Origin of the sequence: Streptomyces xanthii (genome assembly GCF_014621695.1) — a bacterium.
Classification (GTDB): domain Bacteria; phylum Actinomycetota; class Actinomycetes; order Streptomycetales; family Streptomycetaceae; genus Streptomyces; species Streptomyces xanthii.
Genome location: NZ_CP061281.1, coordinates 4,979,977 through 4,998,059, shown reverse-complemented (window position 1 = coordinate 4,998,059; position 18,083 = coordinate 4,979,977). Strand labels below are relative to the sequence as shown.

Here is an 18,083-nt window from a genome sequence, read left to right as displayed (position 1 = left end):
AGGTCTTTAACTGGTCACGACGGCACCACCGGACACAGTAGATTCGATCATGACTGTCTGATCAGTAGGCGGCGGGGGACTTCGTGCAGGACCGAGGGGAAACGTGCAGGAGCGAACAGCCCGTCAGAGTATTGAGGGAGCCGCGATCACCGAGGGGGGCTTAGCAGGATGAGCCACGACTCCACCACCGCGCCCGAGACGACGGCCCGCAAGCTGTCGGGGCGGCGGCGACGCGAGATCGTCGCAGTGCTGCTGTTCAGCGGCGGACCCATCTTCGAAAGTTCCATTCCGCTCTCCGTGTTCGGGATCGACCGCCAGGACGCCGGAGTTCCGCGGTACCGGTTGCTCGTGTGCGCCGGCGAAGACGGTCCCCTGCGGACCACGGGCGGACTCGAACTCACCGCGCCGCACGGCCTCGAGGCGATCGCGCGGGCGGGCACGGTCGTCGTGCCGGCCTGGCGCTCGATCACCTCGCCGCCGCCGGAGGAGGCGCTGGACGCGCTGCGCCGCGCCCACGAGGAGGGCGCCCGCATCGTCGGCCTGTGCACCGGCGCGTTCGTGCTGGCCGCGGCGGGCCTGCTCGACGGCCGCCCGGCCACCACGCACTGGATGTACGCGCCGACGCTCGCCAAGCGCTATCCGTCGGTCCACGTGGACCCGCGCGAGCTCTTCGTCGACGACGGCGACGTGCTCACCAGCGCCGGCACCGCGGCCGGAATCGACCTGTGCCTGCACATCGTGCGCACGGACCACGGCAACGAGGCGGCCGGTGCGCTCGCCCGCCGCCTGGTGGTCCCGCCGCGCCGCAGTGGCGGTCAGGAGCGCTATCTGGACAGGTCTTTACCAGAGGAGATCGGCGCGGACCCGCTGGCCGAGGTCGTCGCCTGGGCCCTGGAGCACCTCCACGAGCAGTTCGACGTGGAGACGCTGGCCGCCCGCGCCTATATGAGCCGTCGCACCTTCGACCGGCGTTTCCGTTCGCTGACCGGGAGCGCTCCCCTGCAGTGGCTGATCACCCAGCGGGTGCTGCAGGCGCAGCGGCTCCTGGAGACCTCCGACTACTCGGTCGACGAGGTCGCCGGACGCTGCGGTTTCCGCTCGCCGGTCGCGCTGCGCGGGCACTTCCGGCGTCAGCTGGGCTCGTCCCCCGCCGCGTACCGGGCGGCGTACCGGGCGCGCAGACCGCAGGCGGGCGAGAGTGCTCCGGTCGCGGCCGGTGCCAAGGCCGAGCCGGCGATGGAGGCCGCCTCCATGCCGGGTGCGGAGGGTGCGGGCCCGGGGCCGGTGCCCAGTCAGTCCCGGCGGGGCGCCCCGGCGCCCTCGGCGCTCGGCGCGGCCGCGGCGTCGCTGCCGCCGGGTCCGGAGGCCTTCGCCGGTTCGCGCGCGGGCCTGCCCGGGCCGAGGTCTGCGCCGTAGGAAGAAGCAGGAGGAGGAGCCGTCGTCTGCCGGTGAGGAGATCCGGGCCGTAGGGTTGTCCGCATGAACGATCGCATGGTGTGGATCGACTGCGAGATGACCGGACTCTCGCTGGCGAACGACGCGCTCATCGAGGTGGCCGCACTGGTCACCGACTCGGAGCTGAACGTACTGGGCGACGGTGTGGACATCGTGATCCGCCCGCCGGACGAGGCCCTGGAGCAGATGCCCGAGGTGGTGCGGAACATGCACACCGCCTCGGGTCTCCTCGACGAGCTGGCGGGCGGCACGACGCTCGCGGACGCCGAGGAGCAGGTCCTGGCGTACGTACGTGAACACGTCAAGGACGCGGGCAAGGCCCCGCTGTGCGGGAACTCGGTCGGGACCGACCGGGGCTTCCTGCTGCGTGACATGCCGACGCTGGAGGACTACCTCCACTACCGGATCGTCGATGTGTCCTCGGTCAAGGAGCTGGCCCGCCGCTGGTACCCGAGGGCGTACTTCAACAGTCCGGAGAAGAACGGCAACCACCGGGCGCTCGCCGACATCCGCGAGTCCATCGCGGAGCTGCGCTACTACCGCGAGGCGATCTTCGTCCCGCAGCCCGGCCCGGACTCGGACACGGCGAAGGCCATCGCGGCCAAGCACGTCCTGCCCGCCGAATAGTCCCTCGTAAGCCCCTGTGTACGGGGTCCGGAGGCCCGCCGGAAAAGGTGGGCGCGAGCACCCCTTCGGACCCTGTACACTTTTTCTCGGCCGGTCGGAAGAACGACAGAAGACCGGACATGGTGGGTGTAGCTCAGTTGGTAGAGCACCTGGTTGTGGTCCAGGTGGCCGCGGGTTCAAGTCCCGTCACTCACCCTGAAGGGTCGAAGGCCCCGGTTCGAGAGAACCGGGGCCTTCGGCGTTTCTCCGGGCCTTCCACCGGGCCTTCCTTCAGGAGGACGCCCGGACGACCAGTTCCGTCGGGAGCACCAGGTGCCGCTCGGCCCGCCGCCGGGTCGAGGAGCGCAGCCCCTCGGCGGCCAGCGCGATCTCGTCGAGGAGCAGCTCGGTCATCGCGCGGCCCATGTCGCGGGTGGGCTGGCGCACGCTGGTGAGGCCGGGCTCCATGTGGCGGGCGATCACCGAGTCGTCGAAGCCGACGAGGGCGACGTCGTCGGGGATCCGGCGGCCGGCCTCGCGCAGCACCTGGCGGGCGCCGGAGGCCATGAGGTCGGAGCAGGCGAAGACGGCGTCCAGGTCGGGGCGGCGTTCGAGCAGCTCGGTCATGCAGCGGCGGCCGCCCTCCTCCGTGAAGTCCCCGTACGCGACCAGCTCCTCCGTGTACTCGAGGCCGGAGTCGCCCAGCTGGTCCGCGTAGCCGGCCAGACGCCGCTGGGCGCCGTAGACGTCGAGCGGTCCGGTGATGATCGCGACGGCGCGGCGGCCGCGTCCGGCGAGGTGGTCGACGGCGGAGCGGGCGCCCGCGTAGTTGTCGGTGTCGACGGAGGGCAGCGGCTCGTCCGCCGAGCGGGGGCCGCTGATCACGGTGGGGATGTCCATCTGGAGCAGCCGGTCGGCGAGCGGGTCGTCCGAGTGGACCGAGACGAGGAGGACGCCGTCGACGCGGTGGGCGGCCAGATAGGCGGCGAGCCGGTCCTGTTCGCGCTCGCCGCGGGCGAAGGTCAGCAGGAGCTGGAGGTTCGTCTCGGCGAGGGCCACGCCGACGCCGCCGACCATGCCGGAGAAGTACGGCTCGGAGAAGAAGCGGGACTCGGCCTCGGGGACGACGACGGCGATGGAGTCGGTGCGGTTGGCGGCGAGGGCGCGGGCCGCCGTGTTCGGCACGTAGCCGAGTTCGGCGACGGCCTCCTCCACCGCGGCGCGGGTGCGGTCGCTGACCCGCGGCGAGCCGTTGATGACGCGGGAGACCGTGCCCCGGCCGACGCCGGCCCGGGCCGCGACCTCCTCGAGGGTCGGACGCCTGCCGTGAGTGCCGCGAGCCACCATGACTCCTACCTCCCCAAGTCTCACGCGGAATCTAACAGCCCGATAACCGCGCGAACGTCGTGCTGCACAGTCTCTTGACACCCCGTGGCCGGAGCGCGAACCTTCAACACATCACTTGTGGGAGCGCTCCCACACCACCGGTCGCGTACAAGAGCCGCACATTCTCCGCCCGGGTGCCACGCCGCGAGAGCACCGGCACCGCATGCTGAGGGGCAACCGGCCGGGATCGGCACGTCAGAGCACTTGAGCACGTGAACCTGAGCATCTTGGAGGACGCAATGCGCACGACTGCCCGTACGTCCCGACGCGCGACGACCCTCGCGGTCGTCGCCGCCCTGGCCACAGGGCTGCTGGCCGGATGCGCGACCGACGCGGACGACGGCGGCTCCGGCGGGGGTTCGGGCGGAGGCGCCGGCGGCAAGGGCGGCACGACCGTCACCATCGGCACCTTCGGCGTCTTCGGCTACAAGCAGGCCGGTCTGTACGACGAGTACATGAAGCTGCACCCGGACATCACCATCAAGGAGAACGTCACCACCCGGACCGACGTCTACTGGCCCAAGACCCTGACCCGGCTCCAGGCCGGATCCGGCACCGACGACATCCAGGCGATCGAGATCGGCAACATCACCGAGGCCGTCCAGACGCAGGGCGACCGGTTCGTCGACCTCGGCAAGGAGGTCGACGCCTCCCAGTGGCTGGACTGGAAGAACGCGCAGGCCACCACCAAGGACGGCAAGCTCATCGGGCTCGGCACCGACATCGGCCCGATGGCGATCTGCTACCGCAAGGACCTCTTCGAGAAGGCCGGCCTGGAGACCGACCGCACGAAGCTCGGCGCCATGTGGAAGGGCGACTGGAACAAGTACGTCGACGTCGGCAAGCAGTACATGAAGAAGGCCCCCGACGGCACGAAGTTCGTCGACTCGGCGTCCTCCGTCTACAACGCGGCGCTGGGCGGCGAGAAGGAGCGCTACTACGACAAGGACGGCAACGTCATCTGGGACAAGTCCAGCGGCGTGAAGGCGTCCTGGAACGCGGCCATGGAGGTCGCCACGAGCGACATGTCGGCCAAGCTGAAGCAGTTCGACAAGCCGTGGGACCAGGGCTTCGCCAACGCCAAGTTCGCCACCGTCGCCTGCCCCGCCTGGATGCTCGGCTACATCCAGGAGAAGTCCGGCAAGAGCGCCGAGGGCAAGTGGGACGTGGCGGCCGCCCCGACCGCCGCCAACTGGGGCGGCTCCTTCATCGGCGTGCCGAAGGCGAGCAAGCACCAGAAGGAAGCCATCGCCCTGGCCAAGTGGCTGACCGCGCCCGAGCAGCAGGCCAAGGTCTTCGGCAAGCAGGCCAGCTTCCCGTCCACGCCGAGCGCCTACGGCTCCCTCGAACCGCAGGCCGCGACCACGAAGTTCTTCTCCGACGCCCCGCTGACCCAGACCTTCTCCGACTCGGCGAAGACCATCCCCGTCCAGGTCTTCGGCGTGAAGGACCAGCCGATCAACACGGCGATCACCGACACCGGCATCCTCCAGGTGGAACAGAAGGGCAAGTCGCCCGCGCAGGGCTGGGAGGCCGCCACCAAGGAGGTCAAGGATGTGCTCGGCCAGTGAACGGCTCCGACCAGGCTCTCGCGCGGTCCGCGTCGAGCGCCGACGCCGCGCCCGGTGACCAGCCGGGCGCGGCGCGGGACGCTCACGGTCGCGGTACGGCACCCCGGAAGAACGGCGGCACCTCCGCGTGGCGCCGCCGGCTGTACCGCTGGGACATGAAAGCGTCGCCGTACGCGTTCATCGCCCCCTTCTTCATCGTCTTCGGCGCCTTCTCCCTGGTGCCGCTCCTCTACACCGCCTGGTACTCGCTGCACCACGTGCAGCTGTCCGCACTGGACCAGCAGACCTGGGCCGGCCTGGACAACTACCGGAACCTGTTCTCCTCGGAGTTCTTCTGGAACGCCCTGAAGAACACCTTCACCATCGGCCTCCTGTCGACCGTGCCGCAGCTGGCCGCCGCGCTCTGGCTCGCGCACATGCTCAACTACCGGCTGCGCGGCTCCACCGTCTGGCGCGTCGTCATGCTCACCCCGTACGCCACCTCGGCCGCGGCGGCGACGCTCGTCTTCGTGCTGCTCTTCGCACCGGAGAGCGGCATGGTCAACTGGGCGCTGGACCTCGTCGGCCTCGACCCCGTCAACTGGCGCGAGTCAGGCTGGGGTTCGCAGGCGGCGGTCTCCTCCATCGTCGTCTGGCGCTGGACCGGCTACAACGCGCTGATCTACCTCGCCGCGATGCAGGCCATCCCCACCGACCTGTACGAGTCGGCGGCGCTCGACGGCGCCGGACGCTGGCAGCAGTTCCGCCACGTCACCATCCCCATGCTGCGCCCGACCATCCTCTTCACGGTCGTCGTCTCCACGATCGGCGCCACCCAGCTCTTCGCCGAACCCCTGCTCTTCGGCGGGGTCAGCGGCACCAAGGGCGGCTCCGAGCACCAGTACCAGACGCTCGGCCTGTACATGTACGACCAGGGCTGGATGGTCGGGAACCTGGGCAAGGCCTCCGCCATCGCCTGGTCGATGTTCCTGATCCTCCTGGTCGTCGCCGCGCTCAACCTGCTGATCTCCCGACGCCTGAAGAGGTCCTCCCGATGACCATCAGTGACGTGACGCCCCCTCGGGCGGGGGCCGAGAAGGAGCGCGCCGGCGCTCCCGGCCCGGCCGCGCGGGCCCCGCGCCGACGGGTCATGGGCGCGGGCAAGCAACTCCACGCCGGCCCGCTCACCTACACCGTCCTCGTCCTCTTCGCCCTGGTCTCCCTCGCGCCGCTGGTGTGGACGGCCATCGCCGCCTCCCGCACCAACACCCGGCTCGCGCAGACCCCGCCGCCCTTCTGGTTCGGCGGGAACCTCTTCAAGAACCTGGAGACCGCCTGGGACCAGGCCGGTCTGGGCACGGCGATGCTCAACTCGATCTTCGTCTCCTCGATGATCACCGTCGGCACGGTGCTCTTCTCCACCCTCGCCGGCTTCGCCTTCGCCAAGCTCCGCTTCCGCTTCTCGACCACGCTCCTGCTGCTCACCATCGGCACGATGATGGTGCCGCCGCAGCTCGCCGTGGTGCCGCTGTACCTGTGGATGACGGACCTCGGCTGGGCCAACCACCTCCAGACCGTCATCCTCCCCACCCTCGTCAGCGCCTTCGGCACGTTCTTCATGCGGCAGTACCTCGTGCAGGCGCTGCCCAGCGAACTCATCGAAGCCGCGCGGGTCGACGGCGCGAGCAGTCTCCGGGTCGTCTGGCACGTCGTCTTTCCCGCGGCGCGGCCGGCCATGGCGGTGCTCGGGCTGCTCACGTTCGTCATGGCCTGGAACGACTTCCTCTGGCCGATCATCGCGCTCAACTCCGAGAACCCGACGGTGCAGGTCGCGCTGAACCAGTTGGGTACGGGCTACATCCCGGACGACTCCGTGATCATGGCCGGGGCGCTGCTCGGGACGCTGCCGCTGCTGCTGGCGTTCCTGCTGTTCGGCAAGCAGATCGTGGGCGGGATCATGCAGGGCGCGATCAAGGGGTGACCTTGAGCTCCGCTGGGGCGGGAGCCGGTCCCGCCGTGGCGGGCTGCGGCCGGCTGCCCGGCTGCCGACCGGTGGGGCTTCTCGCGCCCACGCGGCGGAGCCGCACATCGATACAGCCCCGCGCCCCTGAAATGCAGACCCTTCGGGTCGCATTTCCCCGATGCGTCAGCCCCCGATGAGGCCGGCGCCCGGCGACCCACCCCCTACGACGACATCCGCCCCCACCCCCAGAACACCCTCAATCCCTATGGGAGCGCTCCCTTATGACGACCACTGATCACAACACCCGGACCACCACCACTCCCGCCCCCCACACCCGTTTTCCCGAATCGTTCCTCTGGGGGTCCGCCACCGCCGCGTATCAGATCGAGGGGGCCGTCCGGGAGGACGGGCGGACACCCTCGATCTGGGACACGTTCAGCCACACGCCGGGGAAGGTGCTGGGCGGGGACACGGGGGACGTCGCCGTGGACCACTACCACCGGTGGCGGGACGACGTACGGCTCATGGCCGACCTCGGCCTGACCGCATACCGCTTCTCGGTGGCGTGGCCGCGCGTGCAGCCCACCGGGCGCGGGCCCGCCGTGCAGCGCGGGCTCGACTTCTACCGTGCCCTCGTGGACGAGCTCCTCGCCCACGGGATCACCCCCATGGCGACCCTGTACCACTGGGACCTGCCCCAGGAGCTGGAGAACGCCGGCGGCTGGCCCGAGCGCGACACCGCGTACCGGTTCGCGGAGTACGCCGGGCTGGTCGGCGAGGCGCTCGGGGACCGCGTCGAGCGCTGGGTGACGCTCAACGAGCCCTGGTGCAGCGCGTTCCTGGGCTACGGCTCGGGTGTGCACGCCCCGGGCCGCACCGATCCCGCCGCCGCGCTGCGCGCCGCCCACCACCTCAACCTCGGGCACGGGCTCGCCACCTCGGCACTGCGCTCGGTCCTGCCGGCCCGCGCGGGCATCGGGATCAGCCTCAACCCGAGCGTGGTCCGGTCCCTCACCGACTCCCCCGCCGACCTCGACGCCCGGCGCCGGATCGACGCGCTCGCGAATCGCGTCTTCACCGGGCCGCTGCTCGAGGGCGCCTACCCGCAGGACCTGATCACCGACACCGCGCGCGTGACGGACTGGTCCTTCGTGCAGGACGCGGATCTCGCCTCCATCCACCACCCCCTCGACTTCATCGGCATCAACTACTACACACCCGCCGTCGTCTCCGGCCCCCGCGGTGACCAGGACGGCGACAACGCCAGGCTCGACGGTCACGGCGCCAGTGACCACTCCCCCTGGCCGGGCTCCGACGACGTCGTCTTCCATCGGGCGCCCGGTGAACTGACCGCGATGAACTGGTCGGTGGATCCGACCGGCCTCACGGACCTTCTCCTTGAGTACACCGCTCAGGCCCCCGGGGTTCCGCTCTACGTGACAGAGAACGGAGCGGCCTACGAGGACACCGTCGACGCCGACGGCCACGTCCACGACCCCGACCGCATCCGCTACCTCCACGCCCACCTCTCCGCCGTCCACGAGGCCGTCCGCCGGGGGGCCGACGTCCGCGGCTACTTCCTCTGGTCGCTGCTCGACAACTTCGAGTGGGCGTACGGGTACAGCAAGCGCTTCGGCGCGGTCTACGTCGACTACGCGACGCAGGACCGCATCCCCAAGTCCAGCGCCGGCTGGTACTCCCGGGTCGCCCGCGCCGGTGTCCTGCCCGCGCTCGACGACTGATCCCCGAGGAGGCAAGGGGGAGCACGGGAGCGGACAGGCGTGAGCCCCGGCCGGGTGGGGGGGCTCTCCGGCCGGGGCTCGTCCCCCGTAGGGCAATGGCTCAGTAGGCAGGGCGGTCGTCAGTTGAAGGCGGCGAACGCCTTCTGGAAGGCGTTCGCGCCCTGCTCGATCGAGCTGCAGGTCGGGTCCGCGGAGTTCTTGGCGCCGCCCGCGCACTGCTTGTCGCGGGTCGCCGACCACATCGACAGGCCGCCCAGACCCTTGGACTTGGCGAAGGAGACGAGCTGGCCGGCGTCCTCGACCTTGAAGATCTCGGTGTTCACGTCGTTGACGCCGATCATCGGGGTGACCGCGACGGCCTTCCAGGCGGCCGCGTCGGACAGTCCGAGCGCCGTCTTGATCTGCGCCTGCGTGGCGGTCGCCGCCTGCTCGGCGTAGGTGCCCATGTCGCCGCTGTACGAGGCCCCGTAGTCCATCGCCATGATGTTGACGAGGTCGGTGCGCACGCCGTTGGACTTGGCGTTCTTCAGGAAGTTCACGCCGTCCGAGGTGAGGCCCTCGGGCATGACGGGCAGCGTGAAGGAGACGTTCAGCTCCGGGTTCTTCTTCTGGAGCGTCGCGATGGCCTGGGCCCGCTCGGTGTTGGCCGCGGTGTCGGGCAGGGCGCCGCCCTCGATGTCGAAGTCGACCTTGGTGAGCTTGAACTGGTCGATGACCTTCTGGTACGCGGCGGCCAGGTCGCCGGACGAGGAGCAGGCGAGGGCGAGTTCGGTGCCGGAGGCGCCGCCGAAGGAGACGCGGACGTCACCGCCCGCCGCGCGCAGGGAGCCGATCTGGGCGGCGACCTCGTCGCTGCCGAGGTCGGTCACGCCGCCCCACTTCGGGACGCAGGAGCCGCCGGAGGTGATGAATGCGAGGTTGTACTCCTTGACGCCGGTCGCCTTGGACGAGGCCACCAGGTCGAACTTCGGGTACAGCGAGGTGTCCACGTACGGCGCGAATCCGGCGCTCGCGGCCGAGCCGGAACCGGAGTCCGGCGCCGAGGTGGACGGGGACGGGCTCGGCGGCGTGGACGTGGACGCGGAGGGCGAGGCGGGCGAGGAGGTGGAGGCGCTCGGGGCCGGGCTGCTCGGCGTCGCGGAGCCGGTGGGGCGGCCGGACGGCTCGGGCGTGGCCCCGCCGTCCACGGAGCACGTGGCGTCGTTGATGAGGCAGGACTTCGGGGCCGCGTCGCCGGACACGACGAAGCCGACGGTGACGGACTTGCCGGCGGCGAGCCCGCCCTTGTCCCAGGCGGCGGGCTTCACGGTGACGTGCTGTCCGGAGACGGTCGACTCGGCGTTCCACAGCGAGCCGAGCCTGGTGCCGGAGGGCAGGTCGAACTCCAGCGTCCAGTCGGCCTGGGCCTGGTCCGTGCTGTTGGTGATGACGTACTGGCCGGTGTAACCGCCTTCCCAGCTGCTGGTCTTGGTGAAGGCGGCGCCCACGGAGGCCGCGGACGCGCTGGAGGCGAAGAGGAACGCGCCGCCGCCCACGACGGCCGCGGCGACGACGCCGCCTATCGCCTTGTTCCTGCCGCTGATCCTGCGCCGGTGCGTGCTGCTCATGGCGTGCCTGCCTTACCTGTACGGGAGGGGGGTTGTGGTGACGCGGCAGCACGCTAGCGATGCGGAATCGCTCAATTCGGGCAACAGGGAACGGCGTTGAGGATCTTAAAGTTGGCTTAAGGGAGGGATCGGGACCGGTTAAAGGTAGAGACCAATCCTTTACGTTCCCGGCCTCGATGTCCGCGTCGGCGCGGCACCGCACCCGGCCGTCCGGTCTGCACCCAGATACGCACCTCGGTCCCGCCGAGCACGGACGCGCCGATACGTACGTCGCCGCCGGTCGCCTCGGCGAGCCGGCGCACGATGTCCAGGCCGAGCCCGGTCGACCCGTCGCTGCCCGAGCCCGCGCCGCGCGCCATCGCGGCCTCCGGGTCGGCGATTCCGGGACCCGCGTCCGACACGAGCACGATCACGGCGTCCTCCCCGCTGTGCACGTCGACGGCGAACGCGGTGCCCTCGGGGGTGTGCCGGAAGACGTTGCCGAGCAGCGCGTCCATCGCCGCGGCCAGCTCGCCGCGCGCCACGGGGATCCGTACGGGCCGCTCGACGCCCGCGACACGCACCTTGCGGCCCTCGTCCTCGGCCAGCGCCGACCAGAAGTCCATGCGCTCGCGGATCACCTCGGCGGCGTCGCAGCCGGCGCCGGGCCCGGCCGCGGCGGTCTGCGGCTTGGCGTCGCGGGCCGTACGGATGATGGTGTCCACCTCGCGCTCCAACTGCTCGACGGCGACCCGGGTCTGCTCGGCGGCGGGCCCGTCGCCGAGCGAGGCCGCGTTGAGCCGGAGCACGGTCAGCGGCGTGCGCAGGCGGTGGGACAGGTCGGCGGCCAGCTCGCGCTCGTTGGCGAGGAGCTGGACGACCTGGTCGGCCATGGAGTTGAACGCGACGGCGGCGAGTCGCAGTTCGGTCGGACCGTCCTCGGGCACCCGCGCCCCGAGCCGGCCCTCGCCGAGGTCGTGGGCGGCGCCGACGAGTCGCTGCGCGGGCCGCACCATGCGTACGCCGAGCCGGTCGGCGACGGCCACGGACCCGATGATCAGGGCGATGCCGACGCCCGCGAGGACGACCCAGGCGGTCGTCACGCCGTTGGTGACCTCGCCCTGGGGCACGTAGACCTCGACGACGGCGATCTTGCCGGTGCTCACGGCGATCGGCTGGAGCCAGACCGAGCCGCCGGGCACGCCGGCCGTGCGGGCCTGCCGGATGTCCGCGAGCCGGTCCGTGTCCACGCGCAGCCGGCCGAGCCGGATCTCCGGGTTGCCGCCGCCCGCCGGGACATACACCGACATACGGTCCCCGCCGCCGGTCTGCGCGGTGGCGAGGGCACGGACCAGCTGGTCGCGGTCGGTGGTGATGGAGAGGGTGGTGCCCATCGCGGCGGCGGTGCGCTCCGCGTTCGAGAACGCCCGGTCGCGCGCCATCTCCTTGATGACGAGCCCGAGCGGCACGGCGAACGCGACGACGACCATGGTGGTCACGGCCAGGCACACCCGGACCAGCGCCCACCTCACGGGGCGGAGTCCGCGGCCGGGGGTTCGAGCTTCACGCCGACACCGCGCAGCGTGTGCAGATAGCGCGGCCGGGCCGCCGTCTCGCCCAGCTTGCGGCGCAGCCACGACAGATGGACGTCGATGGTCTGGTCGTCGCCGTACGACTGCTGCCACACCTCGGCGAGCAGTTCCTTGCGGGGGACGACGACGCCGGGCCGGCCCGCGAGGAAGGCGAGCAGGTCGAACTCGCGGCGGGTCAGGTCGAGGCGGGCGCCGTCCAGCTCGGCCTGGCGGCGCAGCGGGTCGACGGACAGGCCGCCCACCCGGATGACCCGCGAGGGCGGCTCGGCGTGGGCGCTGCCGCGGGCCCGGCGCAGCACGGCGGCCATCCGCGCGGACAGGTGCTCGGGCGAGAACGGCTTGGTGAGGTAGTCGTCCGCCCCGTCGTTGAGCAGCCGGACGATCTCGGACTCGTCGTCGCGGGCCGTGGCGATGATGACCGGTACGTCGGTGATGCCGCGCAGCATCTTGAGCGCCTCGGCGCCGTCCAGGTCGGGCAGGCCGAGGTCGAGGATCACGACGTCGAAGCGGTGATGGGCGACCTCGCGCAGCGCCTCCAGGGCCGTGCCGACGCTGCGCACCGTGTGGGCGGCGTCGGTCAGATGCCGGATGAGGGCCGAGCGCACGAACTGGTCGTCCTCGACCACGAGCACACTTGCCATGGGCGGCACCGTACGCCATCCGTACTCCGTACGGGCGATGCCGGTCGTCCCTGGGGGCGGGCTCCGGGGCGCGGGACAGGGGTGGCGGGTGTGGTGCAGTATGGCCCGCGATGCCGACGAACCCGCCTCCGCCGCCCGCCCCGGCGCACGCCCAGGACCCGCCCGGGGAGTCGCGCGCCGTGCGGCGGGGGCTCGTGCACTCGGTGGCCTGGCTGCTCGCGACGGGCGCCGCGGTGACCCTGTCCTGGTGGGGCGTGCACACGGTGATGGCCGGCACGGTGTACGACCCGCCGCGGGCGCTCCCCGTCGTCGGTGCCGTCGCCTCGGAGTCGGCCCCTCCGGTCTCCTCCTCCACGCACCGCCCGGGCCCGGCACCGTCCCGTTCCGCGTCCTCGTCCTCCGCTGCCGGGAAGTCCGGTCGGCCGACGCCGAAGCCGTCCACCGTCTCGCCGAAGCCCAGCCGGTCGGTGCCGCCCGCGAACTCGGGGAGCACCGGGAACGTGAAGAGTTACGAGACGGCCGGCGGCCGGGCCGTGTTCGACCTGGGCGAGCGGTCGGCGACGCTGGTGTCGGCGACGCCCGGGGCGGGGTGGTCGGTGCAGGTGTGGAAGCAGACCACCTGGATCCGGGTCGAGTTCACGTCCGGCGCGGACCGGGTGTCGGTGTTCTGCACATGGCACGACCACGCGCCGTCGGTCGAGATCGCGACGTACTGAGACGGAGCGGGAGCCGGGCCCGCCGCTACCGGAACACGGAGGCGGGCGGGGCCGGCGACGCCTTGGCCGAGGTGTCCGTCACCGCCGGCGCGCCGCCCGCGAAGTCGAGCAGACTCCGCCCGTGCTCGACCCGCCCCGGGTGCGGGTCGCCCGCCGCCCGCCGGGTCAGCTCGGCGACCGGCAGCGGCAGCGCGGACGCGACCAGCACCGCGTTCCCGAAGCGCTTGCCCCGGAGCACCGTCGGGTCGGCGACCAGGGCCAGTTCGGGGAAGACGGCCGCGGCGGTGGCGATCTGCCCGCGCAGATGGGCCAGCGGCGGGCCGTCGGCGAGGTTGGCGACGAAGGTACCGGAGGGCCGCAGCACGCGCCGCACCTCGGTCAGGAACTCCGTACTGGTGAGGTGGGCGGGGGTGCGGGCCCCGCTGAACACGTCCGCGACCAGTACGTCGGCCCAGTCGTCGGGCAGCTTGGCGAGGGCCTCACGGGCGTCGGCGGTCCGTACGCGAATCCGGGCGCCGGGATCCAACGGCAGGGCCGTACGCACCAGTTGGACGAGGGGACCGTCGCGCTCCACGACCTGCTGCGTGGAGCGGGGCCGGGTCGCGGCGACGTAACGGGCCAGGGTGAAGGCGCCGCCGCCCAGGTGCACGGCCTGGACCGGGCGGCCCGGGTCGGCGGCCAGGTCGATGACGTGGCCGATGCGGCGCTGGTACTCGAAGGAGAGGTGGGCGGGGTCGTCCAGGTCGACGTGCGACTGCGGGGCGCCGTCCAGGAGCAGGGTCCAGCCGGCGGGCCGGTCCCGGTCGGGTATCAGCTCGGCGAGCCCCCCGTCGACACTCTCCACCACGGACTCCCGGGCCCCTCGCCCTCCCCCGCCACCACTCCTGCTCCCCTGCTGCTTCCCACGCGACCTGGCCATTCGCCCATTATCCGCCGGGCGGCCCGGGTCGGCGCGACAGCCACCCACCTCCGGCGCCGGGCAGGACGGCAGCCCGGGGAGGGGCTCCCTGGGGGGGGCGGGGGGCGGCGCCGGTGGCGAGGCGGGCGGGGGGTGGCTTCGGCTCTCGGTGCCGGGGGCGGGGCCGGCGGCGAGACGGGCGGGAGGGGGTGGCTTCGGCTCTGCGTCGAGTGATGCCGGGTGCGGCGGCTAGGGGACGGCCCGTGCGCCGGCGGCGCCGCAGCTGAGGCCCGACGATCGCGCACTCGGCGCCGGGGTGCCGCCTTGCCCACCCGTGCCGCCCCAGGCGGCAGACTGCCCAAGGCTAGGGGGAGCCGCACCCGGAGCTGGGGTGCTGCCCCGAGGCAAGGACGACTGGAACGCGCACCCCGCGGTGCGATGTCGCCCGGGCCGGGCGACAGGAACGGTCCTTGAGGGAGGGGACCTGCCCCGAGGCCAGGCGCCGGGCCGAACGCCCCCGGAGGGGGCGGGTGGGTGGGAGAGAGGGGCGGGCCGAAGGCAAGGGGCCGAGGCCAGAGCGACCCGAACCTGGGTGCGCGTGGAGCGCCACACCCAGGCTGGGGCCAAGGGCACGCGCGTCCAGGGCTGAAGCGCTGCGCCGTGCCCGAGGCCGGGTGCCGGGCTGAATGTCCCAGGCGGGAGAGAGGGGCGGGCCAAAGGCAAGCGGTGGTGGGGCCAGAGCGGCCCGAACCCAGGTGCGGATGGAGTGCTGCGCGGTCCGAGGCTGGGCGCCGTACCGGTGTGGGCCGGGTGGCAACCCGCACCCGGGGGTCCCTGAGGGACGGCAAGCGTCACTCGCTCTCCCGGCAGGGATTCAGCGGCAGTTGTCGGCCGCCTCGATCAGGCGGGCCGCCTCGTCGAGGGCCGCCCTCAGGACCGCCGGGTCGGTCGTCAGCTCGGAGGCCTCGTTCTCCGGCGGGAGGAGCCAGTCCGTGCCGTCGTCGGCGGGCGGTACGAGAACCGCCCCGCGCCCCGCCGTCTGCGTACAGGCGCTGCCGGGCACGTCCCAGCCGTCCGCGGTGCCGGGCGGGACGAGGAAGCCGAGCGTGCCGCAGCCCCCGTCGTGCAGCACGGGCCCGACGGTCTCCGCGCAGCCGCGCCGCAGGATGTCGACGGCCTCCAGGCCCTGCCGGGCCGGAACCGTGACCAGGTCGCAGCCCCCGGGCGGCCGCTCGCTGTGCTCCTCGGCCGGCCTGTGCCGCGCCGTCGACGTCATGGGCTGTGCCGCGTCCAACACCTCGGCCCCTCCTGGTTCGTGGGGATTTCGCCGCATGGTTCAACGCGCGGCCGCGTCAACGGCTACGGCGCCGTGCCGCCGCAAAGGATGGCAGTTCATGGCAGATCTCGGGTGAGATATCCGGTTTGTAGCCAAACACTGCGTGTCGCCGTCGTGACGGACGGTACCTTCGAGCCTCGCCGGGACGAGGGAGGCAACTCCCGCGGTGCCCGGCACGGTTCGCACGGGAGGACCCTCTCATGAGCTCGTCGCCGTATCTCTCGAACGCCCCGGCGCCGCAGACCCCGCGGCCGAATCTCGCCTTCCGGGAACTGCGCGGTCAGCGCTCCCCGGGCGAGTTCGCGGCCGCGGTGCGCCGCGCGGCGCGCGAGATCGGCGAGCGGGTCAGCTGCGACGCGCGCTACATCGGACGCGTGGAGGCGGGCGAGATCCGCTGCCCCAACTACGCGTACGAGCGGGTGTTCCTGCACCTGTTCCCGGGCCGGACGCTGGCGGACCTGGGGTTCGCCCCGCGTTCGGCGGTCCGGGGCCGGGCGGTGCGCCCGCTCGCGGACGGACCCGCGACCCGGCACGACCCCACAGCCACAGGCACAGCCGCGTCCGCACCCGTGCCCGTACCCGCACCACGCGAAGAACACGTCCACCCACCACGCGAAGAAACAGACCCACCACACGAGTACACGCACCACGCGTACACGCACCACGAGGAGAGCGACGTGCGGCGTCGCGCATTCATGACCGGCATGACCGGCTCGACGGCCACCGTCGCGGTGGCCGCCCTGACGCCTTTCGGCGTCCCGCTCGGCGCCGCGGCGCAGGACGCCCCACTGGAGCGGCATCCCGCGAAGGCGGGTGTCGGCGCCGTGGAAGAAGCGATCCGCCGGATCCGGCTGCTGGACGACCGGCACGGCGCCGACGGGCTGTACCAGCGGGCGGCGGCGCCGCTGCGCACCGCGTTCGAACTGCTGGACGCGGGCGCGGCGCCACCGGAGGACATCCAGCGGCTCCAGGCGGGCGCCGGTGAACTGGCGATCTCCGTCGGCTGGTTGGCCCACGACTCGGGCCGCTTCGACGACGCCCGCTCGCACTACGCGGAGGCGCTGGCCACCGCGCGGATGGCCGGGGACGAGGCGCTGGAGGCGCACGCGTTCTGCAACACGGCGTTCCTGGCGCGGGACGCGGGCCGCCCACGCGAGGCCGTACGGGCGGCGCAGGCGGCGGCCCGGATCGCGGCGCACCTGGGTTCGCCGCGGCTGCTGTCGCTGCTCGCGCTGCGGGAGGCCGGGGGCTGGGCGGGGCTCGGTGACCGGCGGGCCTGCGAGCGGTCGCTGGCGCGGGCGCAGGCGTTGTTCGCGCGGGGCACGACGGAGGCGGATCCGGAGTGGATGTCGTTCTACGGCGAGGCGGAGCTGGAGGGGCTCGAGTCGCAGTGCTGGTCGGCACTGGGTGACTGGGTGCGGGCGGCCCGGCACGCGCGGCGGTCGGTCGCTTTGCAGGATCCTCACTTCACGCGGAACATCGCGCTGTACACGGCGGAGATGGCGGACGATCTCGCGCGGGCGGGGCGGCCGGACGAGGCGGCGGCCGCGGGGGCGCGGGCGTTGGCGCTGCTGCGGGACGTGCGGTCGTCGCGGATCGAGGCGATGCTGGCGACGACCGCGCGGGTTCTGCTGCCGCACCAGCGGGATGCGAGTGTGGCGGCGTTCCTGGAGGCCCGGACCACGACCCGGGTCTGAACCTCGCGTCGCCGAGTGCGGGCCGGTGGGGGCTGGTCGCGCAGTTCCCCGCGCCCCTAGAGGCTGAGCGGCGAAGCCGCTCGCCTCTAGGGGCGCGGGGAACTGCGCGACCAGCCACGACGTACGCGTCACCCGCCCGCGGCGAGCAACCCCGCAGACGAGAAGGCGCCCCCGCTCAGCCCACCGCCAGGTGCCCCGTCTCGTTCCAGGACTCGATCGCCGGATCCCCGTACGCCCAGCCCAGTACGGACAGGGACGTCGGGTTCAGCCGGATCCGCGCCGCGAAATCGATCGGCAGGCCCAGCCAGCGCGCCCCGATCGACCGCAGGATGTGTCCGTGGGCGAACACCAGCACGTCCCGGTCCGCGGAACGGGCCCAGGCGACGACCTCGTCCGCCCGCGCCGAGACCTCCGAGAGCGTCTCCCCGTCGGGCACACCGTCGCGCCAGATGAACCAGCCGGGCCGCAGCTCCTGGATCTGGGCGGGGGTCAGACCTTCGTACGCCCCGTAGTCCCACTCCATGAGCGCGTCCCACGCGGTGGCCCGCTCCCCGAACCCGGCCAGCGCGCACGTCTCGCTCGCCCGCACGAGCGGCGAGGTTCGCACCTCGACGCCGGGCAGCCCGTCGTAGGGCGGGCGGTGCAGTCGCTCGCCGAGCAGCTTCGCGCCGCGCCGGCCCTCCTCCAGGAGCGGGATGTCCGTCCTGCCGGTGTGCCGTCCGGACAGGGACCATTCCGTCTGTCCGTGCCGGGCCAGCAGGATGCGCGGTGCCATGCGGGGACCTTTCGCAGTTCAACAGTTCAGGAGGGACCCGTTCATCATCGCGCAACCTCGGCGCGGTCCGCCCGCCGGGCAACCCGGCCGGCGATCTCCGCGTCTACGAGGGTCAGAGGTCACCCACCAAGGACCTCATT

At 72.4% G+C, this 18,083-nt stretch carries 15 protein-coding genes and 1 tRNA gene; 9 read left to right on the top strand and 7 right to left on the bottom strand.

The window, feature by feature from the left end; genetic code table 11:
- The first annotated feature begins 168 nt into the window (after positions 1 to 168).
- From IAG42_RS22635 to IAG42_RS22625, 3 genes are all read left to right on the top strand, one after another.
- Positions 169 to 1,416, top strand: a complete 1,248-nt coding sequence (locus tag IAG42_RS22635; protein WP_188338780.1) for a helix-turn-helix domain-containing protein — start codon at positions 169 to 171, stop codon at positions 1,414 to 1,416.
- A gap of 63 nt (positions 1,417 to 1,479) precedes the next feature.
- Positions 1,480 to 2,082 (top strand): oligoribonuclease, encoded by a 603-nt coding sequence (gene orn / locus IAG42_RS22630; RefSeq protein ID WP_188338779.1) that lies wholly within the window; start codon positions 1,480 to 1,482, stop codon positions 2,080 to 2,082.
- A gap of 122 nt (positions 2,083 to 2,204) precedes the next feature.
- Positions 2,205 to 2,277, top strand: a tRNA-His gene (locus IAG42_RS22625).
- A gap of 75 nt (positions 2,278 to 2,352) precedes the next feature.
- On the opposite strand, the gene IAG42_RS22620 is transcribed toward IAG42_RS22625, so the two are convergent.
- Positions 2,353 to 3,408, bottom strand: a complete 1,056-nt coding sequence (locus IAG42_RS22620; protein ID WP_188338778.1) for a LacI family DNA-binding transcriptional regulator — start codon at positions 3,406 to 3,408, stop codon at positions 2,353 to 2,355.
- A gap of 278 nt (positions 3,409 to 3,686) precedes the next feature.
- Between IAG42_RS22620 and IAG42_RS22615 the strand changes: the two genes are divergently transcribed.
- From IAG42_RS22615 to IAG42_RS22600, 4 genes are all read left to right on the top strand, one after another.
- Entirely contained in the window at positions 3,687 to 5,018 is a 1,332-nt protein-coding gene (locus IAG42_RS22615) for an ABC transporter substrate-binding protein (protein WP_188338777.1), read from the top strand.
- On the top strand, positions 5,015 to 6,055 hold the full coding sequence (locus IAG42_RS22610; RefSeq protein WP_188338776.1) for a carbohydrate ABC transporter permease: 1,041 nt from the start codon (positions 5,015 to 5,017) through the stop codon (positions 6,053 to 6,055). Before IAG42_RS22615 ends, IAG42_RS22610 begins: the two co-directional genes overlap by 4 nt.
- Entirely contained in the window at positions 6,052 to 6,978 is a 927-nt protein-coding gene (locus tag IAG42_RS22605; protein WP_188338775.1) for a carbohydrate ABC transporter permease, read from the top strand. Before IAG42_RS22610 ends, IAG42_RS22605 begins: the two co-directional genes overlap by 4 nt.
- A gap of 263 nt (positions 6,979 to 7,241) precedes the next feature.
- A complete protein-coding gene (locus tag IAG42_RS22600) occupies positions 7,242 to 8,702 on the top strand; it encodes a GH1 family beta-glucosidase (RefSeq protein ID WP_188338774.1) in 1,461 nt (486 codons plus the stop codon).
- Positions 8,703 to 8,821: 119 nt separating this feature from the next.
- On the opposite strand, the gene IAG42_RS22595 is transcribed toward IAG42_RS22600, so the two are convergent.
- From IAG42_RS22595 to IAG42_RS22585, 3 genes are all read right to left on the bottom strand, one after another.
- A complete protein-coding gene (locus tag IAG42_RS22595) occupies positions 8,822 to 10,309 on the bottom strand; it encodes a glycoside hydrolase family 18 protein (protein ID WP_188338773.1) in 1,488 nt (495 codons plus the stop codon).
- A 116-nt stretch (positions 10,310 to 10,425) separates the two neighbouring features.
- Positions 10,426 to 11,820, bottom strand: coding sequence for a sensor histidine kinase (locus tag IAG42_RS22590; protein ID WP_188338772.1), 1,395 nt, complete (start codon positions 11,818 to 11,820; stop codon positions 10,426 to 10,428).
- Positions 11,817 to 12,521, bottom strand: coding sequence for a response regulator transcription factor (locus IAG42_RS22585; RefSeq protein ID WP_188338771.1), 705 nt, complete (start codon positions 12,519 to 12,521; stop codon positions 11,817 to 11,819). Before IAG42_RS22585 ends, IAG42_RS22590 begins: the two co-directional genes overlap by 4 nt.
- A gap of 179 nt (positions 12,522 to 12,700) precedes the next feature.
- Between IAG42_RS22585 and IAG42_RS22580 the strand changes: the two genes are divergently transcribed.
- The gene (locus IAG42_RS22580; RefSeq protein ID WP_188341553.1) at positions 12,701 to 13,237 is read left to right on the top strand and encodes a hypothetical protein; all 537 of its coding nucleotides are present in this window, start codon (positions 12,701 to 12,703) and stop codon (positions 13,235 to 13,237) included.
- 25 nt (positions 13,238 to 13,262) lie between these two features.
- On the opposite strand, the gene IAG42_RS22575 is transcribed toward IAG42_RS22580, so the two are convergent.
- Both IAG42_RS22575 and IAG42_RS22570 read right to left on the bottom strand, forming a co-directional pair.
- Positions 13,263 to 14,156 (bottom strand): spermidine synthase, encoded by an 894-nt coding sequence (locus tag IAG42_RS22575; protein ID WP_188338770.1) that lies wholly within the window; start codon positions 14,154 to 14,156, stop codon positions 13,263 to 13,265.
- Between the two features lie 853 nt (positions 14,157 to 15,009).
- Positions 15,010 to 15,411 carry a hypothetical protein gene (locus tag IAG42_RS22570; RefSeq protein ID WP_188341552.1) on the bottom strand — a complete coding sequence of 134 codons (402 nt, stop codon included), beginning with the start codon at positions 15,409 to 15,411 and terminating at the stop codon, positions 15,010 to 15,012.
- A gap of 260 nt (positions 15,412 to 15,671) precedes the next feature.
- Here IAG42_RS22570 and IAG42_RS22565 point away from each other — a divergent pair, with 260 nt between their 5' ends.
- The gene (locus IAG42_RS22565; protein WP_188338769.1) at positions 15,672 to 17,168 is read left to right on the top strand and encodes a tetratricopeptide repeat protein; all 1,497 of its coding nucleotides are present in this window, start codon (positions 15,672 to 15,674) and stop codon (positions 17,166 to 17,168) included.
- Positions 17,169 to 17,343: 175 nt separating this feature from the next.
- On the opposite strand, the gene IAG42_RS22560 is transcribed toward IAG42_RS22565, so the two are convergent.
- Entirely contained in the window at positions 17,344 to 17,943 is a 600-nt protein-coding gene (locus IAG42_RS22560; RefSeq protein WP_188338768.1) for a histidine phosphatase family protein, read from the bottom strand.
- Positions 17,944 to 18,083: the final 140 nt, after the last annotated feature.